Origin of the sequence: Amycolatopsis arida (genome assembly GCF_900115565.1) — a bacterium.
Taxonomy (GTDB): Bacteria; Actinomycetota; Actinomycetes; order Mycobacteriales; family Pseudonocardiaceae; genus Yuhushiella; species Yuhushiella arida.
Genome location: NZ_FOWW01000001.1, coordinates 583527 through 606453, shown reverse-complemented (window position 1 = coordinate 606453; position 22927 = coordinate 583527). Strand labels below are relative to the sequence as shown.

Annotated in this window: 22 protein-coding genes and 1 riboswitch; of the genes, 13 read left to right on the top strand and 9 right to left on the bottom strand. The window is 75.6% G+C overall.

Annotated elements, in window-relative coordinates; all coding sequences use genetic code 11:
• Window positions 1-70 precede the first annotated feature (70 nt).
• The 6 genes from BM051_RS02875 to BM051_RS02850 all read left to right on the top strand — a co-directional run bounded on the left by BM051_RS02875 (window position 71) and on the right by BM051_RS02850 (window position 6852).
• Window positions 71-2110: a putative cobaltochelatase gene (locus BM051_RS02875; RefSeq protein ID WP_092527447.1), complete on the top strand. Its 2040-nt coding sequence runs from the start codon at window positions 71-73 to the stop codon at window positions 2108-2110.
• A 113-nt stretch (window positions 2111-2223) separates the two neighbouring features.
• Window positions 2224-2838: a cob(I)yrinic acid a,c-diamide adenosyltransferase gene (gene cobO, locus BM051_RS02870; protein ID WP_092527444.1), complete on the top strand. Its 615-nt coding sequence runs from the start codon at window positions 2224-2226 to the stop codon at window positions 2836-2838.
• A 15-nt stretch (window positions 2839-2853) separates the two neighbouring features.
• A complete protein-coding gene (locus tag BM051_RS02865; RefSeq protein WP_092527440.1) occupies window positions 2854-4224 on the top strand; it encodes a cobyrinic acid a,c-diamide synthase CobB in 1371 nt (456 codons plus the stop codon).
• A gap of 535 nt (window positions 4225-4759) precedes the next feature.
• The gene (gene cobC / locus BM051_RS02860; RefSeq protein WP_243859552.1) at window positions 4760-5779 is read left to right on the top strand and encodes an Rv2231c family histidinol phosphate aminotransferase CobC; all 1020 of its coding nucleotides are present in this window, start codon (window positions 4760-4762) and stop codon (window positions 5777-5779) included.
• Window positions 5780-5818: 39 nt separating this feature from the next.
• On the top strand, window positions 5819-6202 hold the full coding sequence (locus tag BM051_RS02855; RefSeq protein ID WP_092527435.1) for an ArsR/SmtB family transcription factor: 384 nt from the start codon (window positions 5819-5821) through the stop codon (window positions 6200-6202).
• Entirely contained in the window at window positions 6199-6852 is a 654-nt protein-coding gene (locus BM051_RS02850) for an SRPBCC family protein (RefSeq protein WP_092527432.1), read from the top strand. The genes BM051_RS02855 and BM051_RS02850 overlap by 4 nt, the downstream gene beginning before the upstream one ends.
• A 286-nt stretch (window positions 6853-7138) precedes the next feature.
• Here the strand turns inward: BM051_RS02850 and BM051_RS02845 are convergent, their stop codons facing one another.
• The gene (locus tag BM051_RS02845; RefSeq protein ID WP_092527430.1) at window positions 7139-8113 is read right to left on the bottom strand and encodes a helix-turn-helix transcriptional regulator; all 975 of its coding nucleotides are present in this window, start codon (window positions 8111-8113) and stop codon (window positions 7139-7141) included.
• 62 nt (window positions 8114-8175) lie between these two features.
• Here BM051_RS02845 and BM051_RS02840 point away from each other — a divergent pair, with 62 nt between their 5' ends.
• Window positions 8176-9579, top strand: coding sequence for an FAD-binding oxidoreductase (locus tag BM051_RS02840; RefSeq protein ID WP_092527428.1), 1404 nt, complete (start codon window positions 8176-8178; stop codon window positions 9577-9579).
• A 75-nt stretch (window positions 9580-9654) separates the two neighbouring features.
• Here BM051_RS02840 and BM051_RS02835 read toward each other — a convergent pair whose 3' ends face one another.
• The 3 genes from BM051_RS02835 to cobU form a co-directional block, all read right to left on the bottom strand.
• A complete protein-coding gene (locus tag BM051_RS02835) occupies window positions 9655-10425 on the bottom strand; it encodes an adenosylcobinamide-GDP ribazoletransferase (RefSeq protein WP_092527426.1) in 771 nt (256 codons plus the stop codon).
• Between the two features lie 226 nt (window positions 10426-10651).
• Window positions 10652-11695 carry a nicotinate-nucleotide--dimethylbenzimidazole phosphoribosyltransferase gene (gene cobT / locus BM051_RS02830; protein WP_243859516.1) on the bottom strand — a complete coding sequence of 348 codons (1044 nt, stop codon included), beginning with the start codon at window positions 11693-11695 and terminating at the stop codon, window positions 10652-10654.
• Window positions 11692-12309, bottom strand: coding sequence for a bifunctional adenosylcobinamide kinase/adenosylcobinamide-phosphate guanylyltransferase (gene cobU, locus BM051_RS02825; RefSeq protein WP_134046174.1), 618 nt, complete (start codon window positions 12307-12309; stop codon window positions 11692-11694). The genes cobT and cobU overlap by 4 nt, the downstream gene beginning before the upstream one ends.
• Window positions 12310-12585: 276 nt before the next feature.
• On the opposite strand from cobU, the gene BM051_RS02820 reads away from it, so the two are divergent.
• Window positions 12586-13548, top strand: coding sequence for a cobalamin biosynthesis protein (locus tag BM051_RS02820; protein WP_092527422.1), 963 nt, complete (start codon window positions 12586-12588; stop codon window positions 13546-13548).
• Between the two features lie 83 nt (window positions 13549-13631).
• Here BM051_RS02820 and BM051_RS02815 read toward each other — a convergent pair whose 3' ends face one another.
• Both BM051_RS02815 and BM051_RS02810 read right to left on the bottom strand, forming a co-directional pair.
• Window positions 13632-14288: a CbtA family protein gene (locus tag BM051_RS02815; RefSeq protein WP_092527419.1), complete on the bottom strand. Its 657-nt coding sequence runs from the start codon at window positions 14286-14288 to the stop codon at window positions 13632-13634.
• A gap of 10 nt (window positions 14289-14298) precedes the next feature.
• Window positions 14299-14511, bottom strand: coding sequence for a CbtB domain-containing protein (locus BM051_RS02810; RefSeq protein WP_092527417.1), 213 nt, complete (start codon window positions 14509-14511; stop codon window positions 14299-14301).
• 44 nt (window positions 14512-14555) lie between these two features.
• A riboswitch (adenosylcobalamin (AdoCbl) riboswitch) is annotated at window positions 14556-14646 on the bottom strand.
• A gap of 724 nt (window positions 14647-15370) precedes the next feature.
• Between BM051_RS02810 and BM051_RS02805 the strand changes: the two genes are divergently transcribed.
• From BM051_RS02805 to BM051_RS02790, 4 genes are read left to right on the top strand one after another with little or no spacing between them, the layout of a single operon-like run.
• Window positions 15371-16249, top strand: coding sequence for an SIS domain-containing protein (locus tag BM051_RS02805; RefSeq protein WP_092527415.1), 879 nt, complete (start codon window positions 15371-15373; stop codon window positions 16247-16249).
• A 2-nt stretch (window positions 16250-16251) separates the two neighbouring features.
• Window positions 16252-17175, top strand: coding sequence for an ROK family protein (locus BM051_RS02800; protein ID WP_243859515.1), 924 nt, complete (start codon window positions 16252-16254; stop codon window positions 17173-17175).
• Window positions 17172-18095 (top strand): 1-phosphofructokinase family hexose kinase, encoded by a 924-nt coding sequence (locus BM051_RS02795; RefSeq protein WP_092528434.1) that lies wholly within the window; start codon window positions 17172-17174, stop codon window positions 18093-18095. The genes BM051_RS02800 and BM051_RS02795 overlap by 4 nt, the downstream gene beginning before the upstream one ends.
• A complete protein-coding gene (locus BM051_RS02790; RefSeq protein ID WP_092527413.1) occupies window positions 18086-18916 on the top strand; it encodes a class II fructose-bisphosphate aldolase in 831 nt (276 codons plus the stop codon). The genes BM051_RS02795 and BM051_RS02790 overlap by 10 nt, the downstream gene beginning before the upstream one ends.
• Here BM051_RS02790 and BM051_RS02785 read toward each other — a convergent pair.
• A complete protein-coding gene (locus BM051_RS02785) occupies window positions 18888-19838 on the bottom strand; it encodes a polysaccharide deacetylase family protein (RefSeq protein ID WP_092527411.1) in 951 nt (316 codons plus the stop codon). The two genes, BM051_RS02790 and BM051_RS02785, sit on opposite strands and share 29 nt — an antisense overlap.
• A 57-nt stretch (window positions 19839-19895) precedes the next feature.
• Here BM051_RS02785 and BM051_RS02780 point away from each other — a divergent pair, with 57 nt between their 5' ends.
• Complete coding sequence (locus BM051_RS02780) at window positions 19896-20324, top strand: MerR family transcriptional regulator (RefSeq protein ID WP_092528432.1); 429 nt, start codon at window positions 19896-19898, stop codon at window positions 20322-20324.
• On the opposite strand, the gene BM051_RS02775 is transcribed toward BM051_RS02780, so the two are convergent.
• Together BM051_RS02775 and BM051_RS02770 are read right to left on the bottom strand one after the other, a co-directional pair.
• On the bottom strand, window positions 20314-21099 hold the full coding sequence (locus BM051_RS02775; protein WP_092527409.1) for a DeoR/GlpR family DNA-binding transcription regulator: 786 nt from the start codon (window positions 21097-21099) through the stop codon (window positions 20314-20316). The two genes, BM051_RS02780 and BM051_RS02775, sit on opposite strands and share 11 nt — an antisense overlap.
• Before the next feature lie 88 nt (window positions 21100-21187).
• Window positions 21188-22576 carry a Gfo/Idh/MocA family protein gene (locus tag BM051_RS02770; protein WP_208325951.1) on the bottom strand — a complete coding sequence of 463 codons (1389 nt, stop codon included), beginning with the start codon at window positions 22574-22576 and terminating at the stop codon, window positions 21188-21190.
• Between the last annotated feature and the right edge of the window lie 351 nt (window positions 22577-22927).

Sequence of the window (22927 nt, the reverse complement as noted above, 5' to 3'; positions counted from 1 at the left end):
GCGTCCCTCCGGGCGCGGGCCAGTTCCGGTGTGGGCGTGGACACCCACTCGTGGCACAAGGAGGGTGCGAATGCGGCCCTACCCGTTCACCGCCGTGGTCGGCATGACCGATCTGCGGCTGGCGTTGGTCCTCTCGGCGATCTCCCCGGCGATCGGCGGGGTGCTCGTGCGCGGGGAGAAGGGCACCGCGAAGTCGACCATGGTGCGCGCGCTGGCCGCGCTGCTGCCGGAGGTCGAGGTGCTGACCGACTGCCGGTTCTCCTGCGACCCGGCCGCCCCCGACCCCGGCTGCCCGGACGGGCCCCACCCGGCGGGGGCGCCGGGGCACCGCCGGCCGGCCCGACTGGTGGAGCTGCCGGTGGGCGCCGCGGAGGACCGCGTGGTCGGCTCGCTGGACCTCGAGCGGGCGCTGCGCGACGGGGTGCGCGACTTCTCGCCCGGGTTGCTCGCCGGCGCGCACCGCGGGCTGCTCTACGTCGACGAGGTGAACCTGCTGCACGACCACCTGGTCGACACGCTGCTGGACGCCGCCGCGATGGGCCGCGCCACGGTGGAGCGGGAGGGCGTGTCGGTGTCGCACGCCGCGCGGTTCGTGATGGTCGGCACCATGAACCCGGAGGAGGGCGAGCTGCGGCCGCAGCTGCTCGACCGGTTCGGGCTCACCGTGGAGGTGGCCGCGAGCCGGGACCCGGCCGAGCGCGCCGAGGTGGTGCGCCGCCGGCTGGCCTACGAGGCCGACCCGGACGGCTTCACCGCCGGGTTCGCCGAGACCGACGCCGCGCTCGCCGACGACATCGCGGCGGCGCGGCGGCTGCTGCCCCGGGTGGTGCTGCCGGACGCCGCGCTGCGCCAGATCGCCGAGGTGTGCGCCGCGTTCGAGGTGGACGGGCTGCGCGCGGACATCGTCACGGCGCGCACGGCCACCGCGCACGCCGCCTGGGCCGGCCGGGAGACCGTGGCGACCGAGGACATCCGGGTGGCCGCGCGGCTGGCGCTGCCACACCGGCGCCGGCGCAACCCGTTCGACGCGCCCGGCATCGACCCGGAGGAGCTGGAGCGGGCGCTGTCCGAGTCCGACCCGGCCACCCCGCCCGAGCCCCCGGAGTCCCCCGAGCCTCCCGGGCCTCCCGAGCCCGACGACGACGGGCCCGGCGGTGGAGCCAGCCCGGACGGTTCCGCCGACGGGGACGGCCATCACGGCGACGCGAGCGGCCAGCACGGCGACGCCGACGGCCAACACGGCGACACGAGCGGCGACCACGGTGACGGGAACGGCGAACACGGTGCGGGGGAGCGGACCGTGGGGGCGGGGCGGCCGTACCGGGCGCGGCTGCTCACCGTGTCGGGCACCGGGGCGGGTGCGCACGGCCGGCGGTCCCGGGCGGTCACCGAGACCGGGCGGACCGTCGGGGTGCGGCCGGCCGGCGAGCGGGCGAGCGGGCCGCACCTGCTGGCGACGGTGTGGGCGGCCGCGCCGCACCAGCGGGCCCGCGGGCACCGCGGCGCCGGGCTCACCGTGCTGCCGGGGGACGTCCGGTACGCCCGGCGCGAGGGCAGGGAGGGCAACCTCGTGCTGTTCTGCGTCGACGCGTCCGGGTCGATGGGCGCGCGGGCGCGGATGCGCGAGGTGAAGGCGGCCGTGCTGTCCCTGCTGCTGGACGCCTACCAGCGCCGGGACAAGGTGGGGTTGGTGACGTTCCGGGCGGCCGGCGCCGAGCTGGCGTTGCCGCCGACGATCAGCGTCGAGGCCGCGGCCGCCCGGCTGGAGCACCTGCCGACCGGCGGGCGCACCCCGCTGGCCGAGGGCCTGCTGCGGGCGGCGGAGGTGCTGCGGGTGGAGGCGATCCGTGACCCGCGCCGGCGGCCCTTGTTGGTGGTGGTCACCGACGGCAGGGCCACCAGCGGCCGGGACCCGCTGGGCCGCGCGCACGTCGCGGCGGACCTGCTGGCCGGGACCGGGGCGAGCGCGGTGGTGGTCGACTGCGAGAGCGGGCGGATGCGGCTCGGTCTCGCCGCCGAGCTGGCCGCCCGGCTGGGCGCGGAGCACCTGCCATTGGGCGAGGTCGCCGCGGATGCGCTCGCTCACGAGGTGAAGCGGAGGGCGGCCTGAGTGACCATGGCGAAGCTTGACTCAGGTCGCCCGACCGGGGTGGGCCCCCGCTGCGGCATGCTTTTTCGCCGCGGTAGGGGAGGGTGTCCCGCAAGACACAGGAGGGCGGCCTGATGCCGAAGGGACAGCCGGCGGTGGTGCCGGACGACGGGCTCACCACGCGACAGCGGCGCAATCGGCCGATCCTGGCCGTGCACACCGGCGAGATGAAGGGCAAGTCGACCGCGGCATTCGGGATGGCGCTGCGGGCGTGGAACCAGGGCTGGTCGATCGGGGTGTTCCAGTTCGTCAAGTCGGCGAAGTGGCGGGTGGGGGAGGAGTCGGCGTTCCGCGCGCTGGGCGAGCTGCACGCCACCACTGGCCAGGGCGGGTCGGTCGAGTGGCACAAGATGGGCGAGGGCTGGAGCTGGGCCCGCAAGCAGGGCATCGAGGACGACCACGCCGAGCGCGCCCGCGAGGGGTGGGCGGAGATCAGGCGCCGGCTGGCCGAGCAGCGGCACGACTTCTACGTGCTGGACGAGTTCAGCTACCCCCTGCACTGGGGCTGGGTGGACGTGGCCGACGTAGTCGCCACGCTGCGCGACCGGCCCGGCCGGCAGCACGTGGTGGTCACCGGCCGGCACGCCCCGCCGGAGCTGGTCGCCGCCGCCGACCTGGTGGTGGAGATGACGAAGGTCAAGCACCCGATGGACGCCGGGCAGAAGGGGCAGCGGGGCATTGAGTGGTAGCCGAACGGCGGCCGGATGGTAGCCAGGGTGGTGGTGGCCGCGCCCGCGTCCGGGCACGGCAAGACGACGATCGCCACCGGGCTGATGGCCGCGTTGCGCGAGCGCGGGGTCGCGGTGTCCGGGCACAAGGTGGGGCCGGACTTCATCGACCCCGGCTACCACGCGCTGGCCACCGGCCGGCCGCCGCGCAACCTCGACCCGTTCCTGCAGGGCGAGGACCGGGTGGCCGCGCTGCTGCGGCACGGCGCGCGCGGCTGCGAGCTGGCGGTGATCGAGGGCGTGATGGGCCTGTTCGACGGGATGCTCGGCACCGAGGGCTACGCGTCGACCGCGCACGTCGCCCGGCTGCTCGACGCGCCGGTGGTGCTGGTGGTCGACGCCTCCGCGGCCAGCCGCAGCGTCGCCGCGGTGGTGCACGGTTTCGCGCACTACGACCCTTCGGTGCGGTTGGCCGGGGTGATCCTGAACAAGCTCGGCTCCCAGCGGCACGAGGACGAGATCCGAGCCGCGGTCGCGCCCACCGGGGTTCCGGTGCTCGGCGCGTTGCGCCGGGACGAGGGGATCCACGCGCCGAGCCGACACCTCGGCCTGGTGCCGGTGGCCGAGCGGGCCGAGGAGGCGCGGCGGCTGCTGCCGCGGCTGGCCGCGTGGGTGGCCGAGGGGGTGGACCTCGCGGCGGTGGAGCGGGTCGCCATGGCCGCACCGTCGCTGCCGGGGCCGACGTGGGACCCCGCCGCTGAGGTGGCGCCGATCGCCGGTCGGGCGGTGGTGGCGGCCGCGGCCGGGCCGGCGTTCACCTTCCGCTACACCGAGACCGCGGAGCTGCTCGCCGCGGCCGGGGTCGAGGTGGTGGACCTGGACCCGGTGCACGAGGTGGCGCTGCCCGCCGGCTGTGCCGGGCTGTACTTCGGCGGCGGCTTCCCGGAGGCGCACGCCGACGCGCTGGCCGGCAACGCGGAGCTGCGCCGCGCGGTGGCCGCGGCCGTGCGGGCCGGGATGCCGGTGGTGGCCGAGTGCGCGGGCCTGCTGTATCTGTGCCGCGAGCTGGACGGGGCACCGATGGTGGGCGCGCTGGACGCCATGGCGCGGATGACCGCGCGTGGCGCGCTCGGCTACCGCAGGGCCACCGCGACGGCGGACAACCTGCTGGCCGCCGCCGGCACGCCGGTCACCGGGCACGAGTTCCACCGCACCGAGGTGACCCCCGGGCACGGCGAGCCGCCGGCGTGGCGGTGGCCGGAGGCGGGCCGGCCGGTGGTCGCCGAGGGCTTCGCCTCCGCCCAGCTGCACGCCTCCTACCTGCACGTTCACTGGGCCGGCCACCCCGGCCTGGCGCACCGCTTCGCCGCCGCGGCCCACGCCCACCCGGCCGCTCGCCATGCCTGAGCCGGCCGGCGTCACCGGGGGCCACCCTCGCGGTGGCTGGTCTGGTGGCGCACCCGGCACGGTTTCCGGCGAGGAGGGCTCACCGCACCTCTCGGCCGGCGACTCTGCCGGCGTTGGTGCGCAAGGCGACGTGCCCGGCGGCCACTCCCACAGCGGCGCTTCCCGGAGCGGCACGCCTGCCGTGGGTTCCCGTGCCAGCGGCCCCCCGGGAGGTGCTCGTGCTGGCTCTGGTGCTGGTGGTGAGGACGGTGGTGCCCTTCCTGCTGGCTTGCCGAGTGGTTCCCGTGGTGCCGGGGCCGGCGGTGACTCGTCCGAGGCCGACTCCCGGGGGGCCGACTCGCGCGGTGGTTCTCCGGGCGGTGCGGCCGGCACCGGCTCCCCGAGCGCCGATCCCCGGCGCGGCGACCTCCGTGATGCTCGCGCACCGGTCGGTGGCGCCCCCGATGCCGATCCGCACGGTGTCGACTCGCGCGGCGTCGCTTCCCCGGCCACCGCCGGGCAGCACGTCGATCCCCACCCGCCCGGTGATGTCGATCTGCACCATCACGGCGACCGGGAGGTCGGCCCGGGTCTGGTGGACCTGGCAGTCAACGTGCGGCTGCCGGAGCCCCCGGGGTGGCTGCGCGCCGAGCTGGCCGCCTCGTTGCCGGACCTCGCCAGCTACCCCGACCCCACCGAGGCCGTCGCCGCGCTGGCCACCCGGCACGGCCGGCCGGCCGCCGAGGTGCTGCCGACGGCGGGCGCGGCCGAGGCGTTCACCCTGCTCGCGGCCGCGCTGCGCCCCCGGTGCGCGGTGGTGGTGCACCCGCAGTTCACCGAGCCGGAGGCGGCGTTGCGCGCGGCCGGGCATCCGGTGCACCGGGTGCTGCTGCGGGCCGCTGACGGGTTCCGGCTGGACCCGGACGCCGTGCCGGAGCGGGCCGACCTGGTGGTGGTCGGCAACCCGACCAATCCCACCTCCGTGCTGCACCCGGCCGCGGCGCTGCGCGCGCTGGCCCGGCCGGGCCGCGTCGTGGTGGTGGACGAGGCGTTCTCCGACGCCGTGTCCGGCGAGCCGGAGAGCCTGGCGGGGTCGGTGCCCGGCGGGGTGGTGGTGCTGCGCAGCCTGACGAAGACCTGGGGCCTCGCCGGGCTGCGCGCCGGCTACCTGCTGGCCGAGCCGCCGCTGGTCGACCGGCTCCGCGCGGTGCAGCCGCCGTGGTCGGTGTCCACCTTGGCGCTGCGGGCGATGGTCGCCTGCAGCCGGCCCGCCGCGCTCGCCGAGGCCGAGCGGATCGCCGTGGCCGCCGAGCGCGACCGGGAGGCGCTGGTCGCCGGGCTGCGCTCGCTCGGGTTGGCCGTGCCGGGGGTGCCGCGCGGCCCGTTCGTGCTGGTCCACCGGCCCGGCGCCGACCGGATCCGGCTGGCGCTGCGGGAGCGTGGTTTCGCGGTGCGGCGCGGGGACACGTTCCCCGGGTTGGGTCCCGACTGGCTGCGGCTGGCCGTGCGGGACCCGGCCACCACGCGCCGCTTCCTGGCCGCGCTGGAACCCGTCGTCCGGAGCCGTAGTATTTAGTCGTTGACTTATATAAGCGGCGGCCGATAGCCTGGCGTTGTGCAGGCCTTCGACGTGCTGGGTGACCCCGTCCGCCGGCGGATCCTGGAGTTGCTCGCCGACGGCGAGCGGACCGCCGGCGCGATCAGTGCCGCGATCCGGGAGGAGTTCGGGATCTCCCAGCCGGCGGTGTCCCAGCACCTGAAGGTGTTGCGCGAGGCCGGCTTCGCGACCGTGCGGGCCGAGGGGGCCCGCCGGCTCTACGCGGTGGACCCGGCGCCGCTGCGGGAGGTCGACGGTTGGCTCGACCGCTTCCGGCGGTTCTGGACCCCACACCTGGACGCGTTGGCGACCGAGATCGCCCGGGGCAAGCGCGAGCGCCGCCTGCGCGGCTCTGGCCACGACGACCACGACGACCACGACGACGAGAGGAAACGACCATGATCGACGTCACCGAGCAGGTCAACAGCACAAGCCGGCAGCTCGGCTCCCGGACGCTGGAGGCGGGGGAGGCGCGGGTGCTGACCATCAGCCGTACCTACGACACCAGCGTCGACGACGTGTGGGACGCGTGCACCAACCCGGAACGCCTCCCGCGCTGGTTCCTGCCGGTGTCCGGGGAGCTGGAGGTGGGTGGCCGGTACCAGCTCGAGGGCAACGCCGGGGGCACGGTCGAGCGGTGCGACCCGCCGACGAGCTTCGCCGCGACCTGGGAGTTCGGCGGCAAGGTGAGCTGGATCGAGGTGCGGCTGTCCGCCGCTTCCGGTGGGGGCACGCGGTTCCAGCTCGAGCACCTCGCGCTCCTGGAGGACGACGACACGCTGTGGGCCACGTACGGTCCCGGCGCGCTCGGGATCGGCTGGGATCTGGCCCTGTACGGGTTGGCCCTGCACCTGGCGACCGGCGAGGCGGTGGACGAGAAGGAGTACGAGGCCTGGACGATGTCCGAGGAGGGTCACCGGTTCGTGACACTGGCCAACGAGAGCTGGCGCGCGGCCAGCATCGCCTTCGGCACCGATCCCGAGGAGGCCAAGGCCGCCGCCGAGCGCAGCACCGCCTTCTACACCGGAACCGAAGCCCCGGCGGAGTCCTAGCCGCGAGCACCTTTTGGGCGACGGCGAGTTCGATGTTCGGGAGCGCGAGCCCAACAGTGAGCGAGCCCGGCCGGGCAGCGGAGACACCGCCGCGCCGGATCGGACAAAGCAGATGTTGCACAGTGCCGGGCCCCGCGCGGGGCATCACCCATTCCCCTCCTCACCCCGATCTGAAGCCGCCTTGCGGACGGCGATGGCGGGTCAAGGCACTCTCTCCCGCCTTGACACGGTGTCGACGGCCGTCAACACAATCGAGCTTCGGGGTGGGGATCACGAGGGCCCCGGCTCAGTCACCGAGTGCCGTGGCCAGCCCCCGGGACACCTCCACCAGATGCTCTCGCACAGGGGACTCCGCGGAGACCGTGAACGGCACTCCGAGTGACGCCACCGCGAGCACGTCCCGGGTGAGCCGCGCGAGGTCGTTCGAGCCGAGCCGCACCACGCAGGAGGAGTCGTCGCGGGCCTCGATCCGGCCCGGGAACAGCCCCGACAACCGCCGCCGCACCTCGGCGGCCGGGGCCCGCACCACGGCTTCCGCGCTGTACCGGTACGGCGCGCCTTCGAGCGAGCGGCGCAGGTAGGTGGCGGGGTCCGGGGCCGGAAGGGGCCGCGCGGGGAACCGCCGACCCGTCGGTCGCGGGGGACCGATCCGATCGACCCGGAACGTGCGCCAGCCGTCCCGGTCGAGGTCGTAGCCGATGAGGTACCACAGCCGGTACCCGGTGATCAGGTGGTGCGGCTCGACCCTGCGCGGTGCGGGGTCACCGCCACGGGTGCGGTAGTCGAACGACACCACCTCGTGGTCCCGGCAGGCCGCGCCGAGTGCCGCCAGCGTGCTCGGCGCGACCTGCGGGACGTCCGCCCCGACCACGGCGATCGTGCTGCGGGCGATGGCCCCGACCCGCGGCCGCAGCCGGGCGGGCAGCACCTGCTCGAGCTTGGCGAGCGCGCGCACCGACGTCTCCTCGATGCCGGCCACCGTGCCGCCGGCCGCGGTGAGCAGCGCGGCGGCGATCGCCACGGCCTCGTCGTCGGTCAGCAGCAGCGGCGGCAGGTTCCGCCCGGACACCAGCCGGTAGCCGCCCGCGGTGCCGGTGGTGCCGGCCACCGGGTAGCCCAGCTCGCGCAGCCGCTCGACGTCCCGGCGCACGGTCCGGTCGGTCACCCCCAGCCGCTCGGCCAGCTCGGCGCCGGACCATTCGCGCCGACTCTGCAGCAGGGACAGCAGCCGCAGCGTCCGGCCGGTCGGATCGGTACTCACGAGGTCAGCATGCTAACCCTTAAGGACAGGATCCGTCCGCAACGCTGCCTACCGTGGGTCCCATGACGACACCAACGACACCAGCGGCATCCACCGTGGACATCATCGGGAACGTGCGGGGCCCCGTGCTCCGACCCGGCGACGAGGGCTACGACGCCGAGCGCGGCGGCTTCCAGGCCTTCCGGCGACACGAGCCGGAGGTGATCGTCGGCGCGACCGGCGCCGACGACGTGCGGCACGCCGTGGCGTTCGCCGCCGCCCAGGGCCTCCCGGTCGCCGTGCTCGGCACCGGGCATGCCCCGGTCGCGCCGGAACCGGGCGGGCTGCTGATCACCACCTCCCGGATGGCCGGCGTCCGCGTCGACCCGGAGCGGAGTACCGCGGTGGTCGCGGCCGGGACGACCTGGGCGGAGGTGATCGACGCGGCGGCCGCGCACGGCCTCGCCCCGCTGGCCGGCAGCGCGCCGCACGTCGCCGCCGTGCCCTACGTGCTGGGCGGCGGCCTGAGCCTGCTCTCCCGCCGGTACGGCTACGCCGCCGACCACGTGCGCTCCCTCGACGTGGTCACCGCCGACGGCGAGCCGCGGCACGTGACCGCCGAGTCCGAGCCCGACCTGTTCTGGGCGCTGCGCGGCGGCGGGGGCAACCTCGGTGTGGTCACCCGGATGGAGATCGACCTCGTGCCGGTCACCCGGCTCTACGGCGGCGGGCTGTTCTTCGACACGCCACTGCTCGGCGCCGCGCTCCGGGCATGGTGCCGGTGGGCCGAGGACGCGCCGGAGGAGGTGACGTCGTCGGTGGCGCTCGTCCCGTTCCCGGACGTTCCAGGGGTGCCGGAGCCGCTGCGCGGCCGGCACGTGGCGCACGTTCGGATCGCCCACCTCGGGGACGCGGCGTCGGGGGAGCGGCTGGTGGCACCGCTGCGGGCGGTCGGACCGCGGCTGTTGGACACCCTCGACGAGCTGCCGGCCACCGCGGTCGGGTCGATCTACGACGACCCGAAGGGCCCGCTCCCGTCGTTGTCGGGCAACCTGCTGCTGCGCGACCTCGACGACGCGGGGGTCGACACGCTGCTCGACTTGGCCGGGCCGGGCAACCCGGGTCCGTTGATCGTGGAGGTGCGGCAGCTCGGCGGGGCGCTGGCCCGCCCACCGGCGGTCGCGAACGCGGTGGGCCATCGCGACGCGGGGTACCTGCTCGGGTTCGTCGACCCGCTGCCGTCGGCGACCCCGACCGAGGCGGAGGTGACCGAGGTGCGGCGGCGCCAGCGGCACTTCGAGCACGCCGTGGCCCCGTGGTCGACCGGCGGCCGGTTCTTGAACTTCCTCGGCGGCGACGGAACGACACCCGAGATCACCCGCACGGCCTTCACAGCAGCGGACCACCAGCGCCTAACCCGCCTCAAGACCCACTACGACCCGCACAACCTCCTCCGCCGCAACCCCAACATCCCCCCAACCCCCTAACCGTGTCCGCGCCCTGTGCACACGTGTTCGCGTCGTGCGGCGCGGACGCGTGGTCAGGGAGCGCGGACACAGCGGTCACGGGGCGAGGGCGAGCAGGGCGGTGGTGGTGGCGGCCTCGACGCACGCGCCGAGGACGTCGCCGGTGGTGCCGCCCAGCCGGCGCACGCAGCGGGCGAGCAGCACCCCGCCGGCGACCAGCCCGGCGAGCACGGCGACCGGGCCGCGCCACCATGGCAGTCCCGGCACGAGCGCGGTGGCGGCGGCGAGCAGCGCGCCGGCCGCCACCGCCGCCGCGATCGGCACCGTGCCGGCCACCGCGGCGCCGAGCCCGCCGGGCCGGGCGGCCGGCACCCCGCGCACGCAGCAGCCGGCCAGCACGCCCCGCCCGACGAGCACCGCGACCACCGCCGCGGCGGGGCCGTGCCCCGCGGCCACCGCACCGGCCAGCGCCGCGCACTGCACGAGTACCACCAGCACCAACGCCGTCACGCCGGCGGGCCCGGTGTCCCCACGGCGCATCACCGCGAGCGCCGCGGCCACGTCGGCGCCGGGGCGGGCGGCGACGGCCAGCCCGTCGGCGGTGTCGGCCAACCCGTCCAGGTGCAGGCCGCGGGTGGCGAGGGCGACGGCGCCGACGGCGAGCCCCGCGGTGGCCAGCGCGGGCAACCCGGCCGCCGCGCCCCCGGCCACCACCAGCCCGGCCACGGCGGCCAACGGGACCGCGGCGATCGGCGCGAGCAGCATGGCCGCGCCCGCGACCCTGGCGTCGACGGTCCGCGGCGGCGGCACCGGCAGCGCGGTGAGCGTCCCGACCGCCAGCCGCCCGGCGTCACCGAGCAGCGTCATCGGATCCAGTCCTGATCCACCCGGTCGTCCGGACCACGGTGGGGCCGAGTCCACCCGCGCCGAGCCCGCGCCACCGCCCCAGGCTTCCCCGAGCCCGATCCAGCCGAACTCGGCCCCGGCCGAACTCGGCCCCGGTCGAACTCGGTTCCGTCGACCCCGGTTCCGCCGAACTCGATCACGTCGAGTCCAGCCCGGCCCTGGGGCTGGTCACCGGAGCCAGGGCCGGTCACGGCACGTCGAGGTCGGCGAGGGCGCCCATCTCCGCGAGGACCGCCCGCGCCGCACGCAGCACCGGCACCGCCTGCACGGCGCCGCTGCCCTCACCCAGCCGCAGGCCGAGGTCCAGGATCGGGTCCAGGCCGAGCGCCTTGAGCGCGTACGCCTGTGCCGGCTCGGTGGAGCGGTGCCCGGCCAGCCACCAGCGCTCCGCCCCGGGCGCCAGCTCCCTGGCCAGCAGCGCGGCCGCGGCGGGGAACACGCCGTCCAGCAGCACCGGCACCCCGCGCGCCGCTGCCTGGACGAGCAGCCCGGCGGTGGCGCCGAGGCACGCGCTGCCCAGCGCGGTGAGCAGCTCGACCGGGTCGCCCACCCGGCCGCCGGCCCTGGCCAGCGCCGCCCGCACCACGTCCACCTTGCGTGCCCTGCCCGCGACGTCGACGCCGGTGCCGCCACCCACCACGTCCTCGGCCGGCAGGCCCAGCACGGCGGCGACCACGGCCGCCGCGACGGTGGTGTTGCCGATGCCCATGTCGCCGGGGATCAGCAGGTCCGCGCCGCCGTCGAGCTCCGCGTCGGCGACCGCTTTGCCGGCGGCGAGTGCCCGCGCCGCCTCGCCCGGCGCGAGCGCGTCCTCGACGTCGATCGACCCCGAGCCGCGCCGGATGCGGTGCTCCCGCACGGCCGGCGGCACGTCGTCGAGGTCGGCGTCGACGGCCACGTCCAGCACCCGAACCCGCGCGCCGACCTGCCGGGCCAGCACGTTCACCCCGCTGGTGCCGGCGAGGAACACCCGCACCATCGCCGCGGTGACCTCCCGCGGGTAGGCCGACACGGCGGCCCGCGCCGCGACCCCGTGGTCACCGGCGAACACCACCACGCGCACGTCGTCCAGCGGGCGCGGCGGCACCTGTCCGTGCGCGGCGCTCAGCCACGCCGCGAGGTCCTCCAGCCGACCCAGCGCGCCGAGCGGCTTCACCAGCCCGTCCAGCCGGCGCCGCGCCTCCGCCCCGGCCCGCTCGCTCGGCGCGGGGATCTCCGGCGACTCGGTCACAACGCACCCTTCTCGCGCAGTTCCAGCACCCGCCCGGCCACCACCAGCAGCACCTGGTCGGCGTGGGCGGAAACCTGGCTGTTGAGCGCGCCGAGCACGTCCCGGAACACCCGGCCGGCGAAGGTCGGCGGCACCACGCCCATGCCGACCTCGTTGCTCACCACCACCACCGGCACGCCGGCGTTCGCCCACGCGTCCACCAGGTCGGCCAGCCGCTCGTCCACCCGCTGCTGCCAGCCGGGCCGCTGGTCCCACGCGCCCAGCTCGCCGAGCACCCGGCTCAGCCAGGTGCCGAGGCAGTCGATCAGCAGCGGGCCGGTGGCGGTGCGCAGGGCCTCGGCGAGGTCGGTGGTCTCGAGGGTGTGCCAGTGCGCCGGGCGGCGGGCGCGGTGCGCGGCGATCCTGGCGGCCCACTCGGGGTCGTCGTCGCTCGGCGGCGGCCCGGCGGCGACGTAGGTGACCTGCGGGTAGCGGGAGATCAGGTGCTCGGCGTGCCGCGACTTGCCGGAGCGGACGCCGCCGAGGATCAGCACCCTGCCGTCCCGCCGGGACCGGTCGCCGCGCCGGCGGAGGGTTCCCGCCCAGGCTTCCAGGCGGGCCGCCACGACATCCACGAGCCCGCCGGCTCTGGAGGCAAGGCCGAGCCCGCCGGCTCTGGAGGCAAGGCCGAGCCCGCCGGCTCTGGAGGCAAGGCCGAGCCCGCCGGCTCTGGAGGCAAGGCCGAGCCCGCCGGCTCTGGAGGCAAGGCCGAGCCCGCCGGCTCTGGAGGCAAGGCCGAGCCTGCCGGCTCCGGAGGCAAGACGGAGCCCGCCGGCTCTGGAGGAGGAGCGGAGCCTGGTCCGTTGTGTGGTCATGCCCGGCATTCTGACGGACGGGCTAGGGTGCGCGCTGTGGTTGATCTCCACTCGTTCCGGCGCCGGGCCACCGCGGCGGGCATCGTCGCTGGTTACCTGGCCGACGTGGTGTTCGGCGATCCGCGGCGGGGGCATCCGGTGGCGCTGTTCGGCCGGGCCGCGCAGCGGCTGGAGCGCCGGATGTGGGCCGACTCGCGGCCACGGGGGGCGCTGTACACGCTGGCGTGCGTGGGCGCGGCGACCGGGGCCGGTGCGCTGCTGGCGTTGGCGACCAGGGAGCGGCCGTGGGCCCGCGCCGCCGCGACGGGGTTGGCCACCTGGACGGTGCTCGGCGGGCGCGGGCTGGCCGGCGAGGGCGCGCACCTGGCCGGGCTGCTGGCCGGCGGGGACGTGCCGGCGGCCAGGGCCCGGCTGCCGCACCTGTGCGGCCGGGACCCGCACACGCTCGACGCCACCGGCCTGGCCAGGGCGGCGACGGAGTCGATCGCGGAGAACACGTCGGACGCCGCGGTCGCGCCGCTGCTGTGGGGTGGCGTGGCCGGGATCCCCGGGCTGCTCGGCTACCGCGCGCTGAACACGCTCGACGCGATGGTGGGCCACCGCTCGACCCGGCATGCCCGGTTCGGCTGGGCGGCGGCCCGCGCCGACGACGTGGCGAACCTGCTGCCGGCGCGGGTCACCGCCGCCGGGGCGGTACTGGCGGCGCCGCTGGTCGGTGGCTCGCCGCGGCGCGCGTGCCGGGCGTGGCGTCGGGACGCGCGCCGGCACCCGAGCCCCAACGCGGGCCCGGTGGAGGCGGCGTTCGCCGGAGCGCTGGGCGTGCGGCTCGGCGGGCGCACCAGCTACGGCGGTCGGGTCGAGGTCCGTGGCCCGCTCGGGGAAGGCCCACCGCCCGGACCGGTCGAGCTGCGCCGCGCGGTACGACTGTCCCGAGTGGTCTCGGCCGCCGCGGTCGCGCTGTCCGCCGGGCTCGCCCTGCTGTCCCGGAGGGCCGGCTGACGCCGTCCACATCAGACAGTAGCGGTGGAACGCTGGCGCAGCACCCGCTCGGCGAGCGCGCCGAACACCAGCCCGAGCGTGGTTCACAGCACGAGCTGGGTGCCGAGCGCGGCGATCCGGAACGTCCACAGTGTCGAGCCGGGGAAGCCGGGCGGCACCTCGTCGACCACCGGCAGCAGCGCCGCGGCCACGGCCGTCACCAGCACGTAGCCGCCCGCGGCGAGCAGGCCGCCGGACCACCCGCCGAGCCGGTCGGCGAGCCGGCGACCCGCGTAGGCGGCGAGCGCGGCGGCCAGCACCGACAGCGCGACGAAGCCGAAGTACAGCGCGGTGCGATCGCCGATCGTCTCGGCCCTGCCCACCGCCGGCGGGTTGGCCGGGTACTTGAGGAACGGCACCAGCACCACCACGGCGTAGCCGGCGGCGGCGAGCAGCGCGGCGGTCACCCGGGGGCGCAGGGTGCCGATCCGCCCGTACAGCACGGCGAAGGCGAGCGCGAACAGCCCACCGATCGCCAGCGCGTACCCGCCGACCCCGGCGAGTAGCCCGATCGTGCGCTGGACACCGCGGGTGACCAGCTCCTCCTCGCCGTGCGAGTGGGAGCCGGCCTCGTGCGCGGCGGCCTCCTCGAGCCCGATCGCGGCCTCCACCGAGGGCTCGCCGAAGACGTAGGCGAACAGCGTGGCGAGCACGCCGGCGACCAGGCCCGCGAGCATGCCGCGGACCAGGAGAGTCCTCATGCCGCCCGCCTCAGTGGCAGGGGAAGGCGAGCAGGTGCCGCCCGTCGTGCACGAACTCGTGCACGTAGCCGCCGGAGAACAGCGCGGTGGCGCCCTCCTCGGTGCTGACGAAGTACAGCACGACGACGGCGAGGATCCCGACGAACACCGCCCAGGGAAGGATCTCGCGGAGGGGGATGCGGACCGGAACCGGTCGCGGAACGGCGATCGAAGCCTGCGACATGACGGGTACCTCCCTGGGCGTGACGCGGCCCTTGCGGTGACGGTCGCGACGGCGGTAGGTCTGACTTCCGAGCTCGCGGCTCGGTCACAGTGGCGCGACCGTGCGGATTCTCACCGGCTTCCGGCCGCCGTCGCGGGCAAGCCGACCGAGCGTAAGTGTGGTTGATCAGGACTGTCAATGTGACGCCGGACCGGCGCACCCGAACAGAGCAGCGCCCGCTGTCCACCGTCCGGAGAGGGACTCCGACGTCGTCCTCCCGGTGGCTGTGCCGCGCCACCGCGCGCGACTGGCTCGTTCCGGCGGAGCCGTGCACGGAGGGAGTGATCGTGCGAAGAAGGGTTGTCGTACCCGGCGCCGTGGTCGGCACGCTGGTGCCGGGTGGTGTGCCGCGGTGAGCGGGGCTGCTGATGCCGGTGGCGTTCCTCGACCGGGAGCGACTGGTGTCCACAATGGAGGTCATCGGGATCGACGTCGGGGACGGCGAACAGCACCAACGTCAGCACCGACTGCGCGCCCTGGGTCGCGCGGTACGACGCGAGGCACCGGCTCGGCGCGCGTGGACGGACGGTCGACGCCTTCGTGATCGACGGTGTGGTGCCGGCGGGTGCCCCGTCCTGCCCGGGCCTGCCGCTGCCCGAGCCCGAGGGCGGGGCCGCGAGTGGCCGCCCCTGTGCCCCTTCTCGTGCGTTCCGTGGGCGCGAGCGGCGAACACGGTGACGGGAGCGGCGAACCCGCGGGGGTTGCGGCGGGAGTGTGAGCGAAGCTGCAAGAAGAGTGCGTTGACCGTGCATAAATGAGCACCTACGCTGATCGTCGAGTGGGCGGGTGAGGAGCGCCCGCCCGACCGGATGGGGAGCGCATGACCGGGTCCTTCATGGCGGAGGAGATCGCCAGCCAGCCGGCGTGCTGGCGGGCGGCGGCCGAGCTCGCCCGGAGCGTGCCGGGGCTGCCGCGGGCGGGGGAGCGGGTGGCGGCGGTCGGGTGTGGCACCTCGCGGTACATCGCCGAGTGCTACGCGGTGCTGCGCGAGGCCGCGGGGCTCGGCCACACCGACGCGTTCGCGGCGTCGGAGTTCCCCCGCGGGCGGCGGTACGACCGGTTGGTGGCGATCACCCGGTCCGGCACCACGACCGAGGTGCTCCGGCTGCTGGCGGACATCGGCCCGAGCATGCCGACCACGGTGCTCACCGGCGTCCCGGCCGCGGTGGCCGGCGTGGCCGGCGCCGTGGTCGACCTATCCTTCGCCGACGAGCGGTCCGTCGTGCAGACCCGGTTCGCCACCACGGCGCTGGCCCTGCTGCGCGCGCACGCCGGCGAGGACCTGCGCCCGGTGATCGGCCAGGCCGAGCGCGTGCTCGGCACCCCGGTGGCCGCGCCGGTGCGCGCGGCCGAGCAGCTCACCTTCCTCGGTTCCGGCTGGACGGTCGGCCTCGCCCACGAGGCGGCGCTGAAGTTCCGCGAGGCCGCGCTGGCGTGGACCGAGTCCTACCCGGCGTGGGAGTACCGGCACGGGCCGATCAGCATCAGTCAGCCCGGCCGGGTCACCTGGATGTTCGGCGTCCCGCCGGTCGGGCTCGCGGACGAGGTCCGCCGCGCCGGAGGGCACTTCGAGCACAGCGACCTCGACCCGCAGGCCGACCTCGTCCGCGCGCAGCTGGCCGCCGCCGCGGTCGCCACCGACCGCGGCCTCGACCCGGACAACCCGCGCCACCTCACCCGCTCCGTCGTGCTGGGCTGACCGTGGCTCGCGACCGGACGGCGGTGGCCGCGGTGGACGTCGGCGGCACCGCGGCCAAGGCCGTGCTGCTGGACCAGGACCTCCGGGTGCTGGCCAGGGCGCACCAGCCCACCGAGCGAACCGGTCCCGGCGCCGTGGCCGAGCAGGTCGGGCGACTGGTTGAGGAGCTGGCCGGGCGGGCCGGGACCGACCCGGTCGGCATCGGCGTCGTGGTTCCGGGCATCGTGGACGACCAGGCCGGGGTGGCCCGCTACTCGGCGAACCTGGGGTGGCGGGACGTGCCGTTCGCGGCGCTGCTGCGCGGGCGGCTGGACCTGCCGGTGGCGTTCGGCCACGACGTCACCGCCTGCGGCCTCGCCGAGTGGGAGCTGGGCGCCGGGCGCGGCCACCGCACGGTGGCGGTGGTGCCGGTGGGCACCGGGATCGCCGCGGCCCTGCTGCTGGACGGGCGGCCCTACCGCGCCGGCGGGTACGCCGGCGAGCTGGGCCACGTCGACATCGGGCACGACCTGCGCTGCGGCTGCGGCGCGACCGGGTGTCTGGAGGCCGTGGCGTCGGCCGCCGCGCTGACCCGGCGCTACCGGGAGCGCGCCGGCCGCCCCGCCCACGCTGCCGACGCCGCGGAGGTGGTGCGTTCGGCGTGGGCCGGCGACCCGCACGCCGCCGCGGTGCTCGCCGACGCCGTCGACGGGCTGGCCAGGGGGCTGCGGCTGCTCACCATGCTGCTCGCGCCGGAGGTGGTCGTGCTCGGCGGCGGCCTGTTCGAGGCGGGCGCGACGCTGCTGGACGCGGTGCGCGACCGGCTGGCCGAGCTGGTCACGTTCCAGCCGATGCCCCGGCTGCGGTTGGCCGAGTTGGGCGCGGAGGCCGGGTGCCTCGGCGCCGGGCTGCTGGCGTGGCGGGCGGTGGCGGGCGAGTCGCCGTGATCCTCACCGTCACCCCGAACACCGCGCTGGACGTGACCTACACCGTGCACCGGCTGGTGCCCGGTGAGGTCCACCGGGTGCGGGAGGCGCGGCATCGCGCCGGTGGCAAGGGCGTGAACGTGGCACGGGTGCTGCACACTCTCGGCGTGCCCACCCGCGCGATCGGCACCGCGGGGGGAGCGGACGGTGCCGCCGTGGCGACCGAGCTGCGCCGGGCGGGGATCCCGCACGAGCTGGTCCCGGTCGCCGGGCCCACCCGGCGCACCGTCACCCTGGTGTCCGCGGTGGACAACCAGGCCACCCTGGTCAACGAGCCCGGCGCGGAGCTCGCCGCGGCGGAGTGGGACCGGTTGCTGGCCGCCGTCCGGTCCCATGTGGACGATGCCGCCGTGCTGGTCTGCTCCGGCAGCCTGCCGCCGGGCGCACCGGTCGACGGCTACGCCGTCCTGCTCGCACTCGCCCCGCGGATCCCCACGGTGCTGGACACGGCGGGTCCCGCGCTGCTGGCCGCGCTGCCCGCCCGCCCGACCGTGGTGAAGCCCAACGTCGACGAGCTGCGCGCCGCCACCGGTGTCACCGACCCGCCGGCGGCGGCCCGCGCGCTGCGCCGGGCGGGTGCCGGGGCCGTCGTGGTCTCCCGCGGCGCCGCCGGGCTGCTCGCCGTCACCGGCGAGGGCACGTGGTCGGTGCGGCCGAGCGCGCCGCTGGCCGGCAACGCCACCGGTGCCGGGGACGCGGCGGTGGCCGGGATCGCCATGGAGCTGGCCGCCGGAGCGCGCTGGCCGGACGTCCTGCGCCGGGCGGCGGCCACCTCGGCCGCCGCGGTGCTCGGCCCGCTGGCCGGCGACCTCGACCTCATTCACTACCGGCGCGAGCTGCGTGCCGTCACCCCGACCCCGGAGGAGGACCCGTGCCGCTGACCGCCACCGGCGACGTCGTCGGCGCCGCGGCCGCCCGCCGTGCGGCGGCCGCGGCGTTCAACGCCGTCCAGCTCGAGCACGTCACGGCGATTCTGGCCGGTGCCCGCGCCGCGAACCGGCCGGTAATCGCGCAGGTCAGCCAGAACGCCGTGCGCTACCACGGTGCGCTCGCCCCGATCGGCGCCGCGCTGCTCGCCGCGGCCGCGGAGGCGGAGGTGCCGGTGGCGGTCCACCTCGACCACGCCGACGACGTCGCACTGCTGCGGCAGGCGGTGGCGCTCGGCTTCGGGTCGGTGATGGTGGACGCGTCGGCGGAGCCCTACGCCGAGAACGTGCGGATCACCCGGGAGGCGGCGGCGTACTGCCACGACGCCGGCGTGTGGGTCGAGGCCGAGCTGGGGGAGGTCGGTGGCAAGGACGGCGTGCACGCGCCCGGGGCGCGCACCGATCCGGACGAGGCCGCGGAGTTCGTCGCGGCGACCGGCGTGGACGCGCTCGCCGTGGCGGTGGGCAGCTCGCACGCGATGCTCACCCGCGACGCCGAGCTCGACCTGGAGCTGATCGCCCGGCTGCGCGCGGCGGTGCCGGTGCCGCTGGTGCTGCACGGCTCGTCCGGGGTGCCCGACGACACGCTCGCGGCCGCCGTCCGCGCCGGCCTCACCAAGATCAACATCGCCACCCAGCTGAACAAGGTGTTCACCGCCGGGGTGCGCGAGTTCTGCGCGCGGCACCCGGAGGTCGTGGATCCCCGCAAGTACCTCGGCGCCGGCCGGGACCGGATGGCCGCCGAGGTCACCCGCCTGCTCCGCCTCCTCCCGTGATCCCGGGTCCCTCCGTGGCGCAGTGCTCGGCGATCTCGTCGCTCGTGGTCAGCCACACGTCCGGATGGTTGACGACGTACTCGAGCGCCTGGTCCAGGTACTTGTGCCGGAAGGGCTGGTTGATCACGAACGGGTGCAGGGCCAGCGCCATCACCCGGCCGCTGCCGGCCGCGTCGGCGTGCAGCTGGTCGAGCTGGTCGGCGACGATCCGGACGAAATCGGGCCCGCTGAGGTTCCGACCGGCGAACAGGGTGACGTCGTTCAGCTCGACCGAGTACGGCACGCTCAGCATGCCCGGCACCCGCAGCGGGTACGGCTGGTCGTCGTTGCACCAGTCCAGCACGTAGCGCAGGCCCAGCTCGGCGAGCAGCTCCGGGGTCCGGAAGGTCTCGGTGAGCGCCGGCCCCATCCAGCCACGTGGCCGCCGGCCGGTGGCCCGCTCGATGGTCTCCACCACGTCGGTGAGGTAGTGGCGTTCCTCCTCGATGGGCATGTCGGCCTGGAAGGTCGAGTTGTTCTTGCCGTGCGCCAGCCACGCCCAGCCCCGTTCCCGACCGGCGGCGATGATCTGCGGGTACCGGGCACAGACGTCGGAGTTGAGCAGCACGCTGGCGCGCAGCCCGTGCCGGTCGAGGGTGTCCACCAGCCGCCAGATGCCCACGCGGGGGCCGTAGTTCCGCCAGCCGTGGTTGAGCGGGTCGGGCACCAGGTGCGCGGTGCCGGGGAAGAGGCTCGTGGAGGGGCGGTCGATCCGGTAGTGCTCGACGTTCACCCCCACGTAGAAGGCGACGCGGGCGCCGCCGGGCCAGTGGATCGGCGGGCGCTCGACGATCGGGCTGTAGTCGAACAGGTCGTGGTCGGTCGGGTCGTGGTCGGTCGGGTCGTGGTCGGTCGGGTCGTGGTCGGTCGGGTCGGTTCGCATGGTCCCTATGCTTGAACCATCACATCTGTGTGAAGGTCAACCCGCGAGGTGGGCACGTTGCGGATCGGGGAGTTGTCGGCGCGCACCGGCACGCCACGGCGGCTGCTGCGCTACTACGAGGAGCAGGGCCTGTTGGTGCCGCGCCGCTGCGCCAACGGCTACCGGGACTACGACGAGGAGCTCGTCGACCGGGTGCTGCAGATCAGGGGGCTGCTCGACGCCGGGCTGCCGACCCGGATCATCCGGCAGATCCTGCCGTGCCTCGACGGGACACGGCGGATCCACGTCGCCGACGCGACCCCGGAGATGATCGCCACGCTCGAGCGGGAGCGCGACCGGATGACCGAGCGCATCCAGTGCCTGGTCCGCAACCGCGACGCCATCGCCGGCTACCTGGAGGCCGTCCGCCCGGCCCCGTCGGACACGCCGTCCCCAACGTCGAGCTCGCCGTTCCGAACATCGATCTCGCCGACCGTCAGGCGGTGATGACCTCGACGCCCTCGGCCTCGAAGGCGGCGACGGTCTCCTTGTCGGCGGCGGCGTCGGTGATCAGGGTGTCCACGTCCGTGGTGGGGCAGATCTGGGCGAAGGCGTGCCCGCCGAGCTTGGAGCTGTCGGCCACCACCACGACCTGCCGGGCCCGCGCCGCCATCAGCCGGTTGATGCTGGCCTCGCCCTCGTGGTGGGCGTAGGCGCCGCGCAGCGGGTCGATCGCGTCGACGCCGAGGAACACCAGGTCGAGCGTGATCTCGTCGAGTATCCGGGTGGCCAGCGGCCCGGTCAGCTCGAACGAGTGCTGTCGGGCCACGCCACCGGTCACCACCAACTTGATGTTCGGCCGGACGGCCAGCTCGTTGGCGATGTTCAACGCGTTGGTGACCACCACCAGCGCCGGCGAGCTGCCCCGGTCGTTCAGGTCCTGCCGGGTGGCCAGCGCCCTGCCCACCTCGGTGGCCGTGGTGCCGCCGTTGAGCCCCACCACCATCCCGCGCTCGACGAACCGCATCGCGGCCGCGCAGATCCGCTGCTTCTCCGGCGCGTGCCGGGCCGCCTTGTGCCGCAGCGGCAGGTCGTAGGCGACGTTGCTGGCCACCGCGCCGCCGCGGGTGCGGGTGAGCAGCTGCCGCTCGGCGAGGTGGTCCAGGTCCCTGCGGATCGTGGCCGGTGAGACGCCCAACTCCGCGGCCGTCTTCTCGACGTCGATCTTGTCCCGCTGCCCGACCATGTCGAGCAGCAGCCCCAGTCGCTCGTGCCGGTCCACGCCACGCTCCTCGAGTAGCTCCCGCCGCGGTCGCGACGAGTCCGCCGCTGGCGCCGAACGTACAACAGCGCGGCGTGGACCATTCGGATCAACCCGGCTTGGTCGAGTCGGTGCCCGGGTGCGGGGTGCGCCACTGGCCGCGAGTGAAGTCCGGGAACGACACCGGCACGCCGCCGTACCTCACCGACAGCACGCTCAGCGCGAACGGCGCGTTCCACGCGGCCGCGTCGTAGACGTCCATGTCCGGTGGCAGGCCGAGCCGCATGGTCTGGCCGAGCCGGTAGAGCATGAGGTAGTCCATGCCGCCGTGTCCGCCCGGCCCCGGCCCGACGTCCGTCCACAGCCAGTGGTCGTGCCGCTGGTAGTCGTCCCAGCTCCGCCACCGGTGGTCGGTCGCGTCCGGCTCGAGGTAGATCCGCGGCGGGTAGTCCTCGAACACCCCCTTGGTGCCGGCCAGATGGTTGAGCCGGCTGTACGGGTGCGGGTTGGACACGCCGTGCACGAGGTGGATCACCCGGCCGCGCTCGGTCTGGATCAGGCTCATCGTGACGTCGCCGTTGACGTAGCGCTCCCGCCACTTCGGGTCGCCCGCCGGCACGTGCTGGGCGCGGTAGTCGGCGAGGCCGAGCGCCGGTGTGCTCATCGAGGTCATCCGCACCAGCCGGTCGCCGCGGTTGACGTCCATGTATGCGGCAACCGGGCCGAGGCCGTGGGTGGGGTAGAGGTCGCCGTCGATCCTGGTGTGCCAGGCCCTGCGCCACTGCCCGGCGTAGTAGGTGTCGGAGAACAGCAGCTCGCGCAGGTCGTGCAGGTAGGCACCGGAGCCGTGCAGCAGCTCCCCGAACAGCCCGTCGTGGGCCATCCGCAGCGCGCGCAACTCGTTGCGGCCGTAGCAGCAGTTCTCCAGCTGGATGCAGTGCCGGCGGGTCCGCTCGGACGCGTCGACCAGCTCCCACAGCTCCTCGATCGTGGTGGCGATCGGGCACTCGACGCCGACGTGCTTGCCGCCGCGCAGCGCGGCCAGCGCCATCGGCACGTGCGCCTCCCACGGCGTGGCGACGTAGACGAAGTCGACGTCGTCGCGCCGGCACAGCCGCTCGTAGGCGTCCGGGCCCTCGGTGAACCGCGCCGGCTCGGGCTGCCCGGCACGGGTGACCACGCGGGTGGCGGCGGCCACCCTGGCCGGGTCGACGTCGCACAGCGCGGTGACCCGGATGCCCTCCACGGCCAGGAACAGCGGCAGCATCGAGCCGCCGCGGTTGCCGAGGCCGATGATGCCGACCCTGATGGTGTCGTGCCGCTCGAACGGCACGCCCATCATCGAGCGGCCGCGCCGCGGGGGCCAGGTCCGCTCCTCGGCGCCCGGCACGCTGGGCCCGGGGGGTGGTGCGGCGCCGGCGGAGCCGTGCCCCACGCCCAGCGCGGCGAGACCGGCGCCGGCGGCCGCGCCGGTGCGCAGCACGGAACGGCGGGACATGCCGGGCCGCTCGCCGGCGGTGTTGTCCGGGTCGTTCCCCGGGCCGATCTCCGGGACGTCGGTGGGCATCGAACCTCCTGCAACGGTGCGGGGTCCCCGGCCGAGGCGGCGGGGTCGGGTCGCGATCACGGTCGTGCGGGACGAAGCTTCCGCTCGAGGTCGTGGCTTCGTCAATATTTCTGCTCGAAATTGCCCGTAATCGAGCAGCTTCCGTCACCGACGATCGGAGGTGTCGCGGCCGGTCCGCAGGCGTACGCCCGCCCGAGGGGCTGGTCCAGGGCTGTTGACATTTGCGCGAAGGGCCATAAAACTGCGCACTAATGCGCAAACGCGAGCCGACGTGAGGTGGCC

Excerpts from the sequence above, each read along its gene's own strand:
- BM051_RS02875 (WP_092527447.1), top strand. The coding sequence starts at position 71 with ATGCGGCCCTACCCGTTCACCGCCGTGGTCGGCATGACCGATCTGCGG.
- cobO (WP_092527444.1), top strand. The coding sequence starts at position 2,224 with ATGCCGAAGGGACAGCCGGCGGTGGTGCCGGACGACGGGCTCACCACG.
- BM051_RS02865 (WP_092527440.1), top strand. The coding sequence starts at position 2,854 with ATGGTAGCCAGGGTGGTGGTGGCCGCGCCCGCGTCCGGGCACGGCAAG.
- BM051_RS02850 (WP_092527432.1), top strand. The coding sequence starts at position 6,199 with ATGATCGACGTCACCGAGCAGGTCAACAGCACAAGCCGGCAGCTCGGC.
- BM051_RS02840 (WP_092527428.1), top strand. The coding sequence starts at position 8,176 with ATGACGACACCAACGACACCAGCGGCATCCACCGTGGACATCATCGGG.
- BM051_RS02835 (WP_092527426.1), bottom strand. The coding sequence starts at position 10,425 with ATGACGCTGCTCGGTGACGCCGGGCGGCTGGCGGTCGGGACGCTCACC.
- BM051_RS02815 (WP_092527419.1), bottom strand. The coding sequence starts at position 14,288 with ATGAGGACTCTCCTGGTCCGCGGCATGCTCGCGGGCCTGGTCGCCGGC.
- BM051_RS02810 (WP_092527417.1), bottom strand. The coding sequence starts at position 14,511 with ATGTCGCAGGCTTCGATCGCCGTTCCGCGACCGGTTCCGGTCCGCATC.
- BM051_RS02805 (WP_092527415.1), top strand. The coding sequence starts at position 15,371 with ATGACCGGGTCCTTCATGGCGGAGGAGATCGCCAGCCAGCCGGCGTGC.
- BM051_RS02785 (WP_092527411.1), bottom strand. The coding sequence starts at position 19,838 with ATGCGAACCGACCCGACCGACCACGACCCGACCGACCACGACCCGACC.
- BM051_RS02770 (WP_208325951.1), bottom strand. The coding sequence starts at position 22,576 with ATGTCCCGCCGTTCCGTGCTGCGCACCGGCGCGGCCGCCGGCGCCGGT.